Origin of the sequence: Legionella sp. 227, assembly GCF_043161935.1 — a bacterium.
Classification (GTDB): domain Bacteria; phylum Pseudomonadota; class Gammaproteobacteria; order Legionellales; family Legionellaceae; genus Legionella; species Legionella sheltonii.
This window is the reverse complement of record NZ_CP171154.1, coordinates 3,844,600-3,860,754: the sequence shown is the minus strand read 5'-3', so window position 1 is coordinate 3,860,754 and position 16,155 is coordinate 3,844,600. Positions and strand designations below refer to the sequence as shown.

The window sequence follows — 16,155 nt, the reverse complement described above, 5'->3', positions numbered from 1 at the left end:
GCGTCGTCAATTAGAATAGTTTCTTTTATATTAAGAGCATATATGCAAAGAAAGAGTATTTTATCTTGTTTTTTTATTGGAATGTTAATTTTCTCTTGGTCTACAGTGGCGAATTGTGCTCTAGAACGGGATTTTCAAACCTGGTTCAATATTACCGCAATAGGTAAGTCTCACAGTGATAACAAATTTTTAAGTCGTCTAAGATATTGGTTGGAAGATCAAGAGCGCTTAGGGGATGATAGCAGTCGTTTTTCACAGATTTTATTACGTCCAGGATTAGGCTATGCATTAACTGATAATTTGAGTATCTGGATTGGATATGCCTGGATTTATACTGGGAAACCAAACACACCTAATCCATTTGAGGAAGATCGTATTTGGCAACAATTGTTATGGACTAAAACGAATCAATATCTAACGTTTACCAGTAGAACTCGTGCAGAACAGCGCTTTTTAGAAAATAATCCCAAGACAGCCTTTCGTTTGAGACAACTGATTAAAATTTCTTTTCCTTTCAAGCATTTTGATAAAATGAGTTTTGTTACAAGTGATGAAGTTTTTTTTCACAAGAATAATTTTGTAGGTACAAACAGCAGTGGCTTTGATCAAAACCGATATTTTGTTGGATTAGGTTATAAAATAAATCCATTGTTAAACACTGAAATTGGTTATATGAATCAGTATATTCGACGTTTTGGTGTTCCAGATTTTTTAGCCAATATAGTATCCTTAAATTTTTTCCTAAATTTTTAGTCGGCTTGCCAAAACAACTTATTCGAAAGCAACATAATGCAGGACCTGAGTTCTTCAGTGGATTACTTCAGATGGGAAGTTCAGTTTATTAGAATGGCTAATCCATTTAATGAACTTCCCTAATTTTGTACAAAAGGATTTTTCTTTAAAATTGGACATCTACCTTAGTCAATCTCCGCAAAAGGTAGACGCAGCCCCCCAACTTATTGGCTACCAAAAATAATTCCATTAGGTCCTGCAGTTTCACCTCCACTCGATCCAAACATGGTTACTTCGGTTACACCTAGAATGGAAGGGAGAAATAATAAAGCAGCAGAAATAAAGACCATAGCAATTGGCGTTCCAATTGGAATTTGTGTTGGGTTATCTTTGTGCTGTTTAAACTTCATAATAGCTCCAATAGAGAATCCCAAGCCTGCCAAGTAAGCACCCGCAGTAATTAATTTAGCCAGACTAGTAAATGATCCTGTAATATTTGAGGCCATTTGCCCTAAAGATACTACAGTGTTTGCAGCTGCATGGTTGCTTACTAATGTTAGTAATGTAAGAAAAGCAATAGTGCTTAACCGGCATTTAAAATCAGATTTCTCTGGAATCTTACTTTTCACTTCTAATTCTCCTAAAACTAAACTTAACCAAAACTCCGGGCAAATACTTAGTTGGTATGCCCTTAATATTTAAATGTAATCATGAAACTTGAACTATACCGCGATTTCTTCCTTAATGAGTACTTTTATCAGAAGAAGCTTAGAGATGATGTTTTAGCATCCAAAATTTCTTGAGCTTTTTCAATGTCTGCCTTGTATTTATCGACTAATACGCGGATATCTTTTTGATTTTCTTGTTCCATGGCTCTTGCTAGGGCAATATCCTTTGTAGGAAATTCAGACTCATCATCGGTTACATATTTTTCAAGAAGAGGCCTAAGAGTGGATTGATCTGCTCCTAGCCAGCATAATGTATTAAAAACACCGTGTGGCTCCATCTGATTATTATAAAAAGCCCAGTCCAAAGCCGTAAAACCATTACTACTTTTGTTGTTAATATCGGCCCCGAAGTTATTAATTAGCAACTCAACATCCGCAACACTTCCTTGGTGAGCTGCTCTTCTGAGGGCGACATTTTTATCTTTTGTTTTGTATCTCTTTAGAATGCTATCCAGGGTAACTGAAGTGCTACTCGTTGTTTGACTCATTCCGGTATTATAGATACTGCTTGACGATACTTTATGATTAGAATCCGATTGCACAAAGAATGAAAAAAATTGTCCAACTAGAGAAGAGTTCTCAGATGAACGAAATTTTTTAAACTCATCGTCTATAGAATCCGCCAAAGCTAAAGTCTTTCGGCTTAATAGATCAAGTTCAGAATCATTTTCATCAAAAAAAGCCTTGAGCTCAGATGGAATATCAGCATTATCCAGTTTATAGCGTTCTCTAGTTTGAAATAGAGAATAAATTTCACTGAAAGTTCCCATAAATTCTGTTAATTCTTTAAATGAAGATTTATCAACTTGCTCATACATCAGTTCAGAGAGTTCCGTCATTGCTTTTAAATCACTCAGTTTCATACCATTATTCTCTAGAAAAATAGGATGCAATAATACGAAATTATGATGTTAATGGGAACATTGATCGATTGTTGTTGCCGAGACAAGCTTTTCAGCCCAGTCTACGCTTGCTGCACATGTTATCGCTTTAATTTGGATTTGAAGCTGCGACTTTATTTTTCTAAGTAAAAAATAAGTTTAAGTTCCTGCAGCTTAAAATTAGAGATTATTTTAAGGCTTTTTAACAGTAAAAGTGAAAACTTTTTATCAAGTATCTTATTGTTTTCAAATAAAATATCTTGATCCTATTTTACCTTGACGAGTCATTTTTAACATTGGATACTGACCCCCATCTTTTGTCTCACATAAGAGTTTTGTTATATGACTGCGCCCCTGTACTGGCAATATTGGCTAATGTAGATGAAAAAAGAAAAGCATCTTCGTCAAAGGGAGTGGAAAATACTGAACTGAAAAATTATAGCGTGAAAGCCAGCAAATGCTTTTATGGATTGGATGATACTAAAAATATAAACAAGGGTAGAAATGTTTGGACTATTTTCTAAAGGAAAGGAAAAAGCTAACGATAAATTTGATCTCGAAGCTCAACCCCTAGTCTCCAGAGAAAAGGAAGAGAAGGGAGCGATTGAAACCCAAATGGTGCCTAAGCCTGATTATCCTGAAATAGAACCTATTGGAGAACATGACCTTTTATTAACTGAACTTAAATTCCGTCAAATAGATCTAAATCGTTGTTTTGAGCTTATTAAAGCGGAGCCTAAATTAACGAGCGGTCAAAAATCGAGTATAAAAATGGTAGCAACTACTACTCTTTTAAGTGGGGCTTGGGGAGGAGGTTATAGTTATTTATTATATGATTTTATTACTCGATTCATAAAAAAATCACAGCTTGAAGATCTTTGGAAAAATTTAGTAGTAAGTACCAATGCTGGTAGAAATTCTACCTGTTATGCACTCAATGGAACCCTCATGGATCCCAACTATTCGATTGTTGATGAATGTAGTCGTCACAATGATTTGAGACCGGATGAGTGCATACAATTGCATAATGAATATTGTTCAGAAGCGATGCTCTACTATACTCTCCCTGAAGCTATAGGTGTGACACTTCTCGGAATTATTTTTCTCTTCCTGTTATATCTTCTATTGTGTGCCCTATATCAGTTATTGAAATCCTGTCGACAAGACATTCATAGCCTCCAACTTGACCAATGTTTGAGTGATGGAACTCTTTTTCTTCTTAAATTTTATGCGGAAGAGCATATTTTTATTAGAAAAAGTATGACAACAAAAGAGGTAATGACTAGGCTAGAGCATTCTATAGCTGAGGATGTGGCATTTATCAGATACTGTTTAGAATTAAAAAAACATGCTCATTATCTTTTCTATATAAGCAATAGGTTAATTGAAATAAATGGGATTGAAATACCCTATGAAGTAGCAGAGTCGATTTTTCTTGATGCGACTAAACATATAAACATTGCAGGTATAGAGAAAACAAAGACAAATACAGAACCATTTGAAGAAGAAAAAGACAGAGACTGGGAAAAAATTCAAAATAACTCCTGTGAAAGGGGTCAATATTTATTAAAAAAGGATTCAAAACTGAAAACAGAGCTTTTCGCAAGATTTTTTAGCAGAGCAGAAGTCGTTCCTGAAGTTGATTCCAAAAATCACAACATCATTGAATCTAATATTTTACAAGTATTTAGATAAAAACCAGCTAGGCTAGGTTATTGGGGCTTGGGCGTAAGGTGAGGGCAGCTTAGCTGCCCTTGTTCTTTTGTATCACAAGAAATCACTTCTATAATAATCTGGGGCATGAAGCAGCGCCCATTTAAATAATGAAAAACTCTTTTAATTTCCACATAGATTCATTTACCTTAAGGTCAATTCACTATATGATGTCACGCGGTTATCAATAGTAGATTAAAGGAGACAGTATGAGTTTTTTTATTAGCGATGCTCTGGCTGCAGCGGGGACTACAGCAGCGCCTCAAGCAGATGGAACTTTTTCGCTCGTTATGATCGCTGCTATTTTTGTGTTGTTCTACTTTATGCTTATAAGACCTCAAAATAAAAGAGCAAAAGAACATCGTGAATTAATAAGCCGTTTAAAGAAAGGTGATGAAATCGTTACTTCAGGTGGTATTTTAGCTAAAGTAGTTAGTCTGGATGACCAATACATCAAGATCAGTCTTGCAGAAGGTGTTGAGATTAATATACAAAGAGGCGCAGTAAGCACTGTATTGCCCAAAGGCACTTTAAAATCGCTTTAAATAAAGTCATAGGGACACACGGAAATGCAAAATAAATATCCTCTATGGAAAAACCTAATGCTGATTGTTATTGCAGTCGTTGGGTTTATTTACGCCATACCCAATTTGTATACAGAGAATCCTGTAGTACAAATTTCGTCTGAAACGCCTGTAGATTATGATGAATTAAAGAATCAGGTAGAAGCGCTCTTACAAAAAGATAAACTACCTTTTCAATCAATCATCGCTCAAAGCGAAGCGGTTGAAGTCGTTTTTTCATCTACTGATTCCCAGTTATTAGCTCGCGACGCCATTAAAAATTCTTTAGGCTCCCAGTATACTGTAGCCCTGAATTTGGCTCCTTCTACACCCAATTGGTTGGACTCTATTCGTGCTGCACCTATGAAGCAAGGTTTGGATTTACGAGGAGGAGTGCACTTTCTGTTAGAAGTTGATGTGGACAGTGTGATTAGCCGACGTTATGAAGGGATCATGAAAAACATTAGCCAAGAATTGCGAGATCTTGGTATTCGTTATACAGGTATTCGTTATATAGCAGATAAAGGCGTTAGTTTACATTTCCGCGATAGTGAATCTATGAATAATGCCTATATAGGTTTAAAGGAAAAAATTCCTGATCTTGTTTTCGCAAAAAGTAAAACAGATAATGAATTTATGGCATCGATTACACCAGTCGAATTGAACAGCATGCGTCAAAATACAATTGAGCAAACAATGAGTATTTTACGCAACCGAGTTAATGAGTTAGGTGTTGGTGAAGCGGTCGTTCAGCAACAAGGAGCAACCCGTGTCGCTGTTGACTTACCTGGAATTCAAGATGCGGCCCGTGCAAAACAAATTCTTGGCGGAACAGCAACCCTACAATTTTACTTAGTGGATCAGGATAATGACCCACAAATTGCGAAGCAAACAGGAGCTATCCCTGTCAATGATAAATTACTCATGATGGATGGACGTCCTATTTTGTTAAAGAGACAAGTGGTATTGAGTGGTGATTCAATTACTTCAGCAGTTTCTAGTTTTGATCAGCAAACAGCAACTCCAGCAGTACAAATACAACTTGGTGGGGGTGGTGAAAGTCTGTTTACCAAAGTGACTCGCGAGAACATTGGCAAACGGATGGCTATTGTTTATGTTGAAACAAAAAATAGCATACAAACTGTCAATGGAGAGGAAAAAAGGATTACCCATAGAGAGGAGCGTGTGATTAGTGCTCCAGTGATCCAAAATGCTTTAGGAAACAATTTTCAGATTACTGGACTCGCTGACAGTAAAGAAGCAAGTAACTTGGCTTTATTGCTCAGAGCAGGAGCCTTACCTGCTGCCATCTATCCTATTGAAGAGCGCACTGTAGGTCCTACTTTAGGTAAAGAAAATATTCGTAGAGGTATTGTTTCTTTACAAGTGGGAATGGGCTTAATTCTGATCTTGATGCTGGTCTATTATCGACTTTTTGGTCTCATTGCTGATATTGCATTGTTACTTAACCTAGTATTGCTTTGTGCTTTATTGTCTGTGATCGATGCCACATTAACTTTGCCGGGTATCGCGGGAATTGTATTGACAGTGGGGATGGCTGTCGATGCGAACGTATTGATTTACGAACGCATTCGAGAGGAACTGCGTCATGGATTATCACCGCAAGCTGCAATTTATGCAGGATACGAGCGCGCATTTGCTACCATTCTTGATGCGAACGTAACTACATTAATCGTAGCCATCATTTTATTTGCTGTGGGTACAGGACCCGTACGCGGATTTGCTGTAACTCTTTCTTTAGGGTTGATCACTTCCATGTTAACAGGCATTACTTATACTCGGGCTATTGTAAATTGGTATTATGGTGGTAGAGCTGTTAAGAAATTATCTATTGGTATTTAAGGCGGGGCTCAGATGGAATTTTTTAATCCAAATTCAAATGTGGACTTTATGGGTGCTCGTCGCTGGACGGCGATATTCTCCATATTGATCTTTGTGGTTTCTATAGGTGCTTTAGCAATTCATGGCTTAAAGTGGGGTCTTGATTTTACAGGTGGAACCCAAATTGAAGTTTCTTATTCTTCTGCGGCAGACTTGCCCTCGATTAGAGAAAGTCTGAGTAAGGCAGGATTCAAAGAGGCTCAAGTTGTGAGCTATGGAACCTCTAAAGACGTACTAATCAGTATTGCCCCTCGGGAAGATAAAGAGCAAGCACGTCTAGTAGACCAAGTTATGAGTGCTCTTCCAGGTGCTGTAAAACAAAGAGTGGATTTTGTCGGGCCACAAGTAGGGCAAGAATTAGCAACTAAAGGTGCCCTTGCGGTTGTTGTTTCCTTACTAGCAACAATGATTTATATCGCCATGCGCTTTGAGTACCGACTTGCAGTGAGCTCTGCGGTGGCACTCGTCCATGATCCAGTATTAATATTAGGTATCTTTGCTTTTTTTGGCATTGAATTTGATTTGAAAGCACTGGCAGGCTTATTGGCAGTAATAGGTTATTCTCTAAATGATACCATCGTGGTTTTCGATAGAGTGCGTGAGAATTTTGTTAAGGTACGTCGTGCCACATCAATCGAAATTATGAATATTTCGATAAACCAAACTCTATCACGAACCATTATGACTTCAACATTGACGCTTTTTGTTGTGCTTGCCCTGTTTATCTATGGAGGTGAAGCAATCCATGGATTTTCTCTGGCGTTGATCATTGGTATTGTTATCGGTACTTATTCTTCGATTTATGTTGCTGGAGCTTTGGCTGTAGCAATGGGGCTTGATAGAAAAGACTTCATGCCTAGCCAACGCAAAGAAATTGATAATCGTCCTTAAACTAGTTTGCTGGGTGCAGATGCACCCAGTTCAATGCGTACTTCCATTTAAACCACTTAAACCAAGCTAAAGGTATCCGATTCCGCTTCCTCGCTTTTACTTCCTTGTTCGGGTTCTTGTTTAATCTCTGGTTTTTCTTGTGTCTGCGTACGACTTGCTAATTGTTTCTTTAGTTCCTCGATAACTTCAGGAGGAATTTGCATTGGTTTTTGTGATTCTTTTACTTCTTCGCCTTCAATGCGAATTTCACCCTTTTCAGTTATTTCAAGGATTTTTTTAGTACAACCTTCAGGTAATGCATTTTCAGGAACTAATTGAACCGGTATACCCGCAATAATTGTTGCACCGTCTGCAATACGTATTCCATCTATTGGAGCAAGCTCTGGTATTTTGCTGTAATAATTGCTTATTAGTGAGCAAACGGACCAAAGTAAATTGTATGCGGCATCAAAAGGAAACCCTATACCAATGCCTACTCCTTGCCCTAAATATCCTGCTGCTGTTCCCATTAGATGGGCCAAACTGATAGTACAAAATGAAGTGAGGAGCCTTGTGGCAATTACGGGTGCAAAAAGAGCGACACCAGTTGTTCCGGCAGGACTAAAAATTAATAAAGTACTCCCGACGAGAGCGGTTAATTGAACTCTAGGTGATATTGCGGTGGTAGAATTACTTACTCCCTCGGCCAGGACGACACCTACAGTAGCTCCTACATAAGAAAAAGCTGCTCCAAATAAGGGTTGGGTAAATGAAATAACAGGAAAGTTTCTGACTTGATCCGGAACTTCCTTTTTATGGCACATCTCTTTCAAAAATTCAGCAAAATCATTCCATTCTTTTTCAGTAAATGGCTTATGCCCATCTTTTCCTAATGCTATATTGGCATGCTCAAAGGCACTTGGCGTTTTAAGGAGCCGCTCTGCAGTCAAATAACACGTTTCTTTATCTTCATCATCCAGGAAGTTTTCAGTAGTTACTCCCAAATTGTCTTCGATGATTCGGTATAAAGCAGAATTTCGTTTGGAACTGCCAATTTGAGATTGCACAAACAAACACGCTGCAATCATAAAGCGTTCTGCAATGATGTATGCTTGTCGTTGCAGAGGTGTTTTTATGTCTTCCTCATGGAGTAAGTGAACTTTAAGCACCGCTTTTACTTTTTCTAAAAAGGCAACTTGTTTACTACGGCTGACAACATCAGTTCCACCAAAAAAAACGGGTGTGCCTATCATTGAAGGCTTTGCATTCAAATCAACATGCCGTTCTGCTTCATAATCCTTACGTAAATGGTCAAACTTAGCGATACATCCAGGTGCAAGAATAAAGTGCATGATATCCCCCGTCCATTGGCATTCTTTTTGCGTGATACGCGTAAATTCCTTTTTTGTATATTTTATCTTACTTCGTAATTGTATAATTGCAATGTTATTTGGCTATTTTTTACTAAATTGTTTCAATATGTTGAAAGTTTTTATTTTATTTAGCAATTAACCTATTGAAATGATGCATTTTTTCAGGATTATGATACTTTTAAGCTTAATGACTATAGTTATTGTATGTGGTGTGAAGTACATAGGCTCATCATCCCGCATAGCGAGGTTTTTCCGCGCTGCAATATCGTGTGACGATGGGAGATCCTTTGTTATGTTCAGGGGGAGGGCAGCTTATGCGTTACTCCGCCCTAGCTCCATTTTACAGGAATAGATAAGGTGAGTGAATCGATGAATGATGTGAAAAATGTGAGTTTCACGGAAAGGCTGAAACATTTGTTTATGCTTCTTCGAGTGTCTCACTGGGCTAAAGCAGTCTTTGTGATGCTTGGGTTTTGTTATACACCGACTCCTGGATATTTTATTCCGGCGTTACTTGCTTCTTTAGCTTTTTGCCTAATTTCAAGTGCTGTTTATGTTTATAATGATATTGAAGACAGAACCGAAGACAGCTTGCATCCTCACAAACGACATAGGCCTATAGCGAGTGAGAAAGTTTCTGTATCTGAAGCGATTTTCATGTTGTTTTTATTGCTACTGACTGGACTAACTTTGGGATGGCTGATTTCGAAGAAACTGGCTATTATTCTTTGCATTTATTTAGTAATTAATGTCGCCTATAACCATCTGTTCAAGCTCATTCCTATCGTTGACGTGCTTTGTATTGCCGCAGGATTTATGCTGCGCGTATTAGCTGGAACTTTGGGTATTGGATTACCTATTTCTACTTGGTTAATTGGAGCAGCAACCTTACTTAGTCTCTTTATTGCTTTAAATAAACGGCGAATGGAGATGCAGTTAGGATTAAAGCATGCTACTCGCAAAGTGTTGAAGAAATATAATCCTTTAGTCCTTCATTGGCTGATTGTAGCAATAGGATTTAGCAGTTTTATTACTTACGTTTTATATATTATCTATGCTCGTGATGAGTCATTTTATTTTATGTTAACAGTACCCTTTGCAGCAATTGCATTGTGGCGTTTTGCCTGGCTGGCAACGCAAGATATTGAAAATGATGATCCCGTTATTGTTTTTTTAAGTGATCGATTGTCACGAATCAATCTTTGGTGTTTTGTCGTCTTGACCTTTATGGCTTTGGCTCAATGAAACCTCGGTTTCAATGGTATGATAGCATTCTTATTGTATTATTTTTCTATCTATTTGTTTTGCAAATACAAGCAATCTGGCCGTTTACCATTGACGATATGTTTATCTCGTTACGTTACGCCAAGCATTGGGCAGCAGGAGAGGGGCTTTTATGGAATTTGCACGCTCCTCCAGTAGAAGGTTATTCCAATTTTAGCTTTGTTGCTTTAGGGGCTTTAACACTTCTGTTCAAAGGTAATCCAGTGGTTGTTTTAAAAATGGCAGGATTAATAGGTCTTTTTATTACCTGCTGTTTCATTTATTTAATTAGTCGATTTTGGTTTTCACAACGTGAATCACTTTTGCCTTGTTTGGGGCTGTTACTCTATAAAGGGCAAATTATATGGGCTACCAGTGGTTTGGAAACCACAGTGTACGAAGCCCTCTTATGCGGAACCGTCTATTGTTGTTTCAAAGGCATGGGGTATCGATTTGCGCCTAACCCACGCGGAGTCGCAATAAATGCTTATTTCATAGGTGCTGGGATTTTGCTTGCGCTTGCTGGAATGACACGGCCAGAAGCCCCTGCATTCATGGTTTTATTTTTTATTTTAATGTATTGGGATAGACCTAGGGAGGAAATAAGGCACTATCAAGTTGGGGTTTTGCTTTTTTGTATTACGCTGGTTTTATTCTATGGCTCTTATTTTGTTTGGCGTCTCATTTATTTTGGATTTCTATTCCCCAATTCAGTGTATTGTAAGGGATTATCTAAAGCATTTACCTTTGCTTTGGATCTTCACTACCTTAAATTGATTTGGCCTTTAGCTCTTTTAGCTATGCCAGCTTGTATTAAGGCTAAAGATAAACGCCATTATTTTTTATGGTTACCTAGTGTTGCCTATCTCATTATGTTGGCCGATTCAGACCCTGTTGTAGCTTTTGAAAATCGGCTTTTTTTACCTGCTTTTGCTTTGCTCCTTCCTTTAGTAGTTCAAGGAATTAGCATTCTCCTGTCTGTTTTCCGAGGCAAAAGAGAAGCTACTTCCTCATTACTTTTTTATTTAAGTGCTGTTGTTATTTTAGGCCTTTTAATTCCAAAAATGAGTTTGGCCGATTATCGCTATTTCAGTCAAAATCCGGTTCAAGGAGAACTGTTACGCAATAAGATAGTAGATTGGTTAAATAACCATGCTGCTACTGGGGATTGGGTTGTTTTGGCGGACAGTGGATTGATTCCTTATGCCAGTCGGCTAAATTTTATTGATTCCTATTGTCTAAATAATTTAGAAATGACCCACCATTCTTCCCAGAATATGTATCAGCACTTTTGTGAACGCATTTGGCAAAAAAAGCCCCAAATTATCATTTTAACTTCGCTTACCAAACACGGAAAAATTATCTATACACCGAGTGACGCTTGTTTGAAAACACGGTTGAACAAATATCACTATAAACTCGGTGTAACCTATGAGAGTAGTAGTTCCGATTCGATATATCGTTATGAAGTATATGAAATTATTCTTCCATCTAAAAAGCAATAGTTTTATCTAAGGTTTTCCAGGGGTTTCTATTTTTTGACATGATAAATGTAGAAATATAGTGTACTATTTCGCTAGTAATAAAAATGAGTGAAGGATTCTCGTATGATACAAAAGATGTCAGTATTTTTACAAAAATTGTATAAAAAATTACCTGTTCTTTTGTGTGATTTACTCGCTATTCCGGTAGCATGGTATGTTGCATATTGGTTGCGTTATAACATGCAGCCATTTCCTAAAATAGTGACTTCGACTCATTCAGTTATTGGTTTAACTTTATTGACAGCAATACAGGTTGCCTGTTTCTTTTATTTTAAAACATATCGTGGTTTATGGCGCTTTTTTTCGTTAAATGATGTAGTGAGAATTTTAAAGGCTACGTTGACTGCTACGATCTTGGGAATTCCTGTTTTGTATTTAGTGTCAATGCTTCACGAAGTTCCCCGTTCCGTATTTCCCTTATATTGCATGATTTTAACTACTATTCTTTGCAGCTGCAGGATGTTGCGGAGGATTTATTGGGACAAGCAAGCCAGCAGTAATAAATCAGTTGAATTGAAACGAGTCCTTATTATTGGTGCGGGGATGGCTGGTGAAGGTCTTGCTCGCGATTTAAAGCGCTCCAAGCAATACATTCCTGTCGGTTTTATTGATGACAACCTAGCAAAACGGGGTTTGGAAGTTCATGGAGTACCTGTTTTAGGAACTACGAGTCAAATTACTCAGCGCGTCAATGAGCATGCAATTGATTTGATTTTTATTGCGATTCCCTCAGCAAGCTCTTCAGTGATGCGACGTATTGTAACGTGTTGTGAAGAAAGTAAAACACCTTTTAGCACACTTCCAAGTCTTAATGCTTTAGCTTCTGGAAGAGTGGAGGTTAATGCACTAAGGCCGGTTAACATAGAAGATCTGTTAGGCAGGGAACAAGTTAACTTGCAATGGGATAAGTTAACCGCGGGCATTGCTGGAAAACGAGTATTAGTTACTGGCGGGGGAGGCTCCATAGGATCAGAGTTATGCCGACAAATTTTAGCGCTTAAGCCCAAGAGCTTAGCAATTATTGAAAACTGTGAATTTAATCTGTATCAAATTGAACTGGAATTAAAACAAAACTTTCCAGATATTTCTATAGAATTCATGTTGATGAGTGTTACTGATGAAGTAGCAGTAAATCATTTCTTTGTGAATTTTCAACCTGAAATTGTATTTCATGCTGCGGCTTATAAGCATGTACCTCTTTTGCAAAATCAAATACGTGTTGCGGTGATGAATAACGTGCTCGGAACCCAGGTTGTTGCTAGGGCTAGTGTATCGGTAAATGTTGGAAAATTTATTTTGATTTCTACGGATAAAGCAGTGAATCCGACCAATATTATGGGAACTACCAAGCGTGTGGCTGAAATCTATTGTCAGAACTTGGATGGTAGGTCTAAGACTCAATTCATTACGGTCCGTTTTGGAAACGTTTTGGGCTCGGCTGGAAGTGTCGTTCCATTATTTCAAAAACAATTACTGAGCGGGGGGCCGATCAAAGTAACTCATCCTGATATGCAACGATATTTTATGACAATACCCGAAGCATGCCAGTTAATTTTGCAAGCCATGGTTAACGGAAAAGGTGGAGAAATTTTTGTTTTGGATATGGGCGAACCCGTTAAAATCAGCTACTTAGCGGAGCAAATGATTCGTTTGGCAGGGAAGGAGCCTGGAAAAGACATCATGATTGAATACACGGGATTACGTCCAGGAGAGAAGTTATTTGAAGAGTTGTTCCACGAATCGGAACAATTGGCGCCAACCGAACATGAAAAATTATTCAAGGCAAAATTCCGAGAGCTAAATTGGGACGAACTAATCCAAACAATGCGCCTGTTGCATTCAGCATGTGAAGAAAATCAGGATGACGAGTTATTCATTTTATTGAAAAGCTTAGTTCCTGAATTAAATACAAACAGCGCAGTGCCAATATCTTAATGGGTTGATGCGTATCGTTTGTTTTATTGTATTCATTGGTTGAAGAAGTGGTATTGATGATGATTGTTTCTTATGATGATTTTGCCAAAATTGATTTACGCTCTGGCACGGTGGTTAAGGTTGAAGAATTTCCTCGTGCAAAGAAACCTGCTTATAAGGTTTGGGTGGATTTTGGGAAGGATATTGGCATATTACAAACCTCTGCCCAAGTTACCGTGCACTATACGCCAGAAACCTTATTAGGTCGCTCTGTGGTTGGATGCGTCAACTTAGGTGAAAAAAATATAGCGGGCTTTACTTCTCAATTTTTATTAGTTGGATTCTCTGATGCTAATGGCGCGATATGTCTCATAACAACCGACCCCAAAGTTCCTAATGGAGAAAAGTTGCATTAGTTACAAACTAGTGTGTAGCCTTGGTAGAGGAAGCGGAGTACGGAGTTTCGAGCATAAACTAACACGCTGTCCTGGCTGCTACTGTCCTTCATCTGAAGCTTCTGTACCTCTCTAAAAAGCTAGCCTAGCATGGCTCTCCGAAGTCGTGCAGCTTGTCCTCGATATTCAAGAGTGTACCCTAAAACAGGGGTCCCGGGGCTAACCGGGAACAAGTCGTTGTCGGGCGTGGACAGAGAGGTGAGTAAGAGACAGGCGCTTCACCACAACACGCCACATTTTAAACTGGAGGAAAAAGATCCTGAAACTTAACACGAGTTTTAACGTGAAGCGCTTTTTTCCTTTTCTTCGATAAATCAAAAATCTTATAGATTATGATGGGAACTACAAAGCTCACCATGCCTATATAGAAAGCAAGTTTATAGGTGGGATCTTTATTCAATACTAAGAAAAACAAAGCAATGAGCATGAGTACAATTGCCAAAATGCCGGTATAGGGTGAATAGGGAGTCACATAGCGCAGATTTTCGGTAGTGTATCCCGCTTGGTATAGTCGATTTCTAAAGCGAATTTGTGATGTGCATAAAGAAATCCATGCCAATGTGCCGGTAAATCCGGATACTAGAAGTAGGGCGATATAAAGTTTTGTTTGTCCAAAAAAGTAACCTACACCTAAAAGAATCCAGATGAAAATTAAGGTTGCGATGACCGCATTTTGAGGTACTGAATTATGATTGAATTTAGCAAAAGTGTGCGGTGCCATACCATCACGTGCCAAGGCATTTAATGCCCGCACGGTGCCATAAAATCCGGAATTAGCACAAGATAAAGTCGCACTTAGGGTCACAAAGCTGGTCACAGCACCAGCCCATTTTAGATTGTAAAAGTTTAGTGCATCAGCAAAAACGGAATTGGATAAGCCTGCTTTTTGCCAGGGAAAAATTAATACCAAACAAAATACGGGGATGATATAGATAAAAAGAATTCTTAACGTTACATTTCGAATCGCATGAGGGATCATGCGCGCAGGATTTTCTGATTCTCCAGCAGCAAGGCCAATGATTTCTGAGCCTTGGTAGTTAACCAATAAAAGAACCATAGCGGTCAATAAGGACATGGTGCCATTAGGAAGAAGCCCACCATCACCAAAGATGTACTTGGATCCAATAAATCCACCCGATTCTGAGCCATTGATGAGACCAAAGAAAATTAGGATAGCTAAAATAACAAACCCAAATAAAGCTAAGATTTTGATTAAAGCAAGCCAAAATTCGATCTCCCCAAAAGTATCGACTTTAGCAAGATTAATGTAAGTAATAAGTAAACCAAAGCAAACAGCCCATACATAACCATTTACTCCTGTGAACATCTCCATGATTATCCCCCCTGCAACGCATTCGGCAGGGATGTACGCCACCCAACTGATCCAATAAGACCATCCTACGCCACAAGCAACTGATGGGGAAATAAAATCAGCAGTATAGGTAACAAAGGAACCTGAGATAGGAATTGCTACCGCAAGCTCACCCATGCAGAGCATGGTTAGAAAAATAATCAATCCGCCCAGGATATAAGCTAAAAATACAGCAGGGCCAACCAGGTTAATTACTTCACCCGTGCCTAAAAAGTAACCCGAACCGATAATTCCCCCCAAGGCTATAAGTTGCACATGACGGTCTTTCAATCTTCGGCTATAACCACTGTCTTTAATGGGTTTATCTATTGCTATCTTGCTCTTTTTCACGGACTGTTTGTTTCTCACAGGTTGTCATATTTTTGGGTGACGCTATGTTATATTCATCTTTAATAATTTAAAACTAAATTTTTTCTATTTACACTAAATTTTTTAGTAAATGGATAGAAAAAATTAATCAGGACGACATTATAAATCATTTTTTACCTGTTTGAATATTTTTTCACTAAATTAATAAAAATTATTACAGAGCAGGCCATGGTTTGGATATTAATCGAAGATCAACCCAATAAAAAAGAATATAGTCCCTTGTTTTTTTATAAAAAATATTAATCTCAAACGATGCGCACAGTTGCATCATCATTTAACTTAAGTATACTTTTCCTTGAGCCGCTGTAGCTCAGTCGGTAGAGCAGTTGATTCGTAATCAAAAGGTCCGCAGTTCGATTCTGCGCAGCGGCATTGTAGAATCAATGAGTTATGAAAATTTATTTTAGAATTTAAAATACGTGTCGAATATGTGTCGAATAATGAAACCTTAAATACTTGTTTGAAAATATGAAATA

13 protein-coding genes and 1 tRNA gene are annotated in these 16,155 nt (G+C 38.1%); 10 read left to right on the top strand and 4 right to left on the bottom strand.

What is annotated here, in order from left to right:
- The first annotated feature begins 42 nt into the window (after positions 1 to 42).
- Positions 43 to 753, top strand: coding sequence for a DUF2490 domain-containing protein (locus ACF8MK_RS16675; protein ID WP_392537603.1), 711 nt, complete (start codon positions 43 to 45; stop codon positions 751 to 753).
- A gap of 203 nt (positions 754 to 956) precedes the next feature.
- Here the strand turns inward: ACF8MK_RS16675 and ACF8MK_RS16670 are convergent, their stop codons facing one another.
- Together ACF8MK_RS16670 and ACF8MK_RS16665 are read right to left on the bottom strand one after the other, a co-directional pair.
- A complete protein-coding gene (locus ACF8MK_RS16670; protein ID WP_392537602.1) occupies positions 957 to 1,361 on the bottom strand; it encodes a type IV secretion protein IcmD in 405 nt (134 codons plus the stop codon).
- Between the two features lie 128 nt (positions 1,362 to 1,489).
- Entirely contained in the window at positions 1,490 to 2,323 is an 834-nt protein-coding gene (locus ACF8MK_RS16665) for an ankyrin repeat domain-containing protein (protein WP_392537601.1), read from the bottom strand.
- A gap of 522 nt (positions 2,324 to 2,845) precedes the next feature.
- Here ACF8MK_RS16665 and ACF8MK_RS16660 point away from each other — a divergent pair.
- The 4 genes from ACF8MK_RS16660 (at position 2,846) to secF (ending at position 7,410) form a co-directional block, all read left to right on the top strand.
- Positions 2,846 to 4,036: a hypothetical protein gene (locus tag ACF8MK_RS16660; RefSeq protein WP_392537600.1), complete on the top strand. Its 1,191-nt coding sequence runs from the start codon at positions 2,846 to 2,848 to the stop codon at positions 4,034 to 4,036.
- Positions 4,037 to 4,263: 227 nt separating this feature from the next.
- Positions 4,264 to 4,599 (top strand): preprotein translocase subunit YajC, encoded by a 336-nt coding sequence (yajC, locus tag ACF8MK_RS16655; protein ID WP_058387535.1) that lies wholly within the window; start codon positions 4,264 to 4,266, stop codon positions 4,597 to 4,599.
- 24 nt (positions 4,600 to 4,623) lie between these two features.
- The gene (gene secD / locus ACF8MK_RS16650) at positions 4,624 to 6,480 is read left to right on the top strand and encodes a protein translocase subunit SecD (RefSeq protein ID WP_392537599.1); all 1,857 of its coding nucleotides are present in this window, start codon (positions 4,624 to 4,626) and stop codon (positions 6,478 to 6,480) included.
- Between the two features lie 12 nt (positions 6,481 to 6,492).
- A complete protein-coding gene (gene secF / locus ACF8MK_RS16645; protein WP_265711478.1) occupies positions 6,493 to 7,410 on the top strand; it encodes a protein translocase subunit SecF in 918 nt (305 codons plus the stop codon).
- A 56-nt stretch (positions 7,411 to 7,466) separates the two neighbouring features.
- Here secF and ACF8MK_RS16640 read toward each other — a convergent pair whose 3' ends face one another.
- Positions 7,467 to 8,741 carry a hypothetical protein gene (locus tag ACF8MK_RS16640; protein WP_265702850.1) on the bottom strand — a complete coding sequence of 425 codons (1,275 nt, stop codon included), beginning with the start codon at positions 8,739 to 8,741 and terminating at the stop codon, positions 7,467 to 7,469.
- Between the two features lie 390 nt (positions 8,742 to 9,131).
- On the opposite strand from ACF8MK_RS16640, the gene ACF8MK_RS16635 reads away from it, so the two are divergent.
- From ACF8MK_RS16635 to ACF8MK_RS16620, 4 genes are all read left to right on the top strand, one after another.
- The gene (locus tag ACF8MK_RS16635; RefSeq protein ID WP_392537598.1) at positions 9,132 to 10,007 is read left to right on the top strand and encodes a decaprenyl-phosphate phosphoribosyltransferase; all 876 of its coding nucleotides are present in this window, start codon (positions 9,132 to 9,134) and stop codon (positions 10,005 to 10,007) included.
- The gene (locus ACF8MK_RS16630) at positions 10,004 to 11,530 is read left to right on the top strand and encodes a protein LphB (protein ID WP_392537597.1); all 1,527 of its coding nucleotides are present in this window, start codon (positions 10,004 to 10,006) and stop codon (positions 11,528 to 11,530) included. Before ACF8MK_RS16635 ends, ACF8MK_RS16630 begins: the two co-directional genes overlap by 4 nt.
- 102 nt (positions 11,531 to 11,632) lie before the next feature.
- Positions 11,633 to 13,504 (top strand): polysaccharide biosynthesis protein, encoded by a 1,872-nt coding sequence (locus ACF8MK_RS16625; protein WP_392537596.1) that lies wholly within the window; start codon positions 11,633 to 11,635, stop codon positions 13,502 to 13,504.
- 59 nt (positions 13,505 to 13,563) lie between these two features.
- Complete coding sequence (locus ACF8MK_RS16620) at positions 13,564 to 13,899, top strand: tRNA-binding protein (RefSeq protein WP_028382115.1); 336 nt, start codon at positions 13,564 to 13,566, stop codon at positions 13,897 to 13,899.
- 277 nt (positions 13,900 to 14,176) lie between these two features.
- On the opposite strand, the gene ACF8MK_RS16615 is transcribed toward ACF8MK_RS16620, so the two are convergent.
- Positions 14,177 to 15,658 carry an amino acid permease gene (locus tag ACF8MK_RS16615; protein WP_392537595.1) on the bottom strand — a complete coding sequence of 494 codons (1,482 nt, stop codon included), beginning with the start codon at positions 15,656 to 15,658 and terminating at the stop codon, positions 14,177 to 14,179.
- Between the two features lie 320 nt (positions 15,659 to 15,978).
- Here ACF8MK_RS16615 and ACF8MK_RS16610 point away from each other — a divergent pair.
- Positions 15,979 to 16,051 (top strand) — tRNA-Thr (locus ACF8MK_RS16610).
- Positions 16,052 to 16,155: the final 104 nt, after the last annotated feature.

Bases quoted from the DNA above. Each gene is read 5' to 3' on its own strand.
- yajC (WP_058387535.1), top strand. From the start codon at position 4,264: ATGAGTTTTTTTATTAGCGATGCTCTGGCTGCAGCGGGGACTACAGCA.
- ACF8MK_RS16620 (WP_028382115.1), top strand. From the start codon at position 13,564: ATGATTGTTTCTTATGATGATTTTGCCAAAATTGATTTACGCTCTGGC.
- ACF8MK_RS16675 (WP_392537603.1), top strand. From the start codon at position 43: ATGCAAAGAAAGAGTATTTTATCTTGTTTTTTTATTGGAATGTTAATT.
- ACF8MK_RS16635 (WP_392537598.1), top strand. From the start codon at position 9,132: ATGAATGATGTGAAAAATGTGAGTTTCACGGAAAGGCTGAAACATTTG.
- ACF8MK_RS16660 (WP_392537600.1), top strand. From the start codon at position 2,846: ATGTTTGGACTATTTTCTAAAGGAAAGGAAAAAGCTAACGATAAATTT.
- ACF8MK_RS16665 (WP_392537601.1), bottom strand. From the start codon at position 2,323: ATGAAACTGAGTGATTTAAAAGCAATGACGGAACTCTCTGAACTGATG.
- ACF8MK_RS16640 (WP_265702850.1), bottom strand. From the start codon at position 8,741: ATGCACTTTATTCTTGCACCTGGATGTATCGCTAAGTTTGACCATTTA.
- ACF8MK_RS16630 (WP_392537597.1), top strand. From the start codon at position 10,004: ATGAAACCTCGGTTTCAATGGTATGATAGCATTCTTATTGTATTATTT.
- secD (WP_392537599.1), top strand. From the start codon at position 4,624: ATGCAAAATAAATATCCTCTATGGAAAAACCTAATGCTGATTGTTATT.
- secF (WP_265711478.1), top strand. From the start codon at position 6,493: ATGGAATTTTTTAATCCAAATTCAAATGTGGACTTTATGGGTGCTCGT.
- ACF8MK_RS16625 (WP_392537596.1), top strand. From the start codon at position 11,633: ATGATACAAAAGATGTCAGTATTTTTACAAAAATTGTATAAAAAATTA.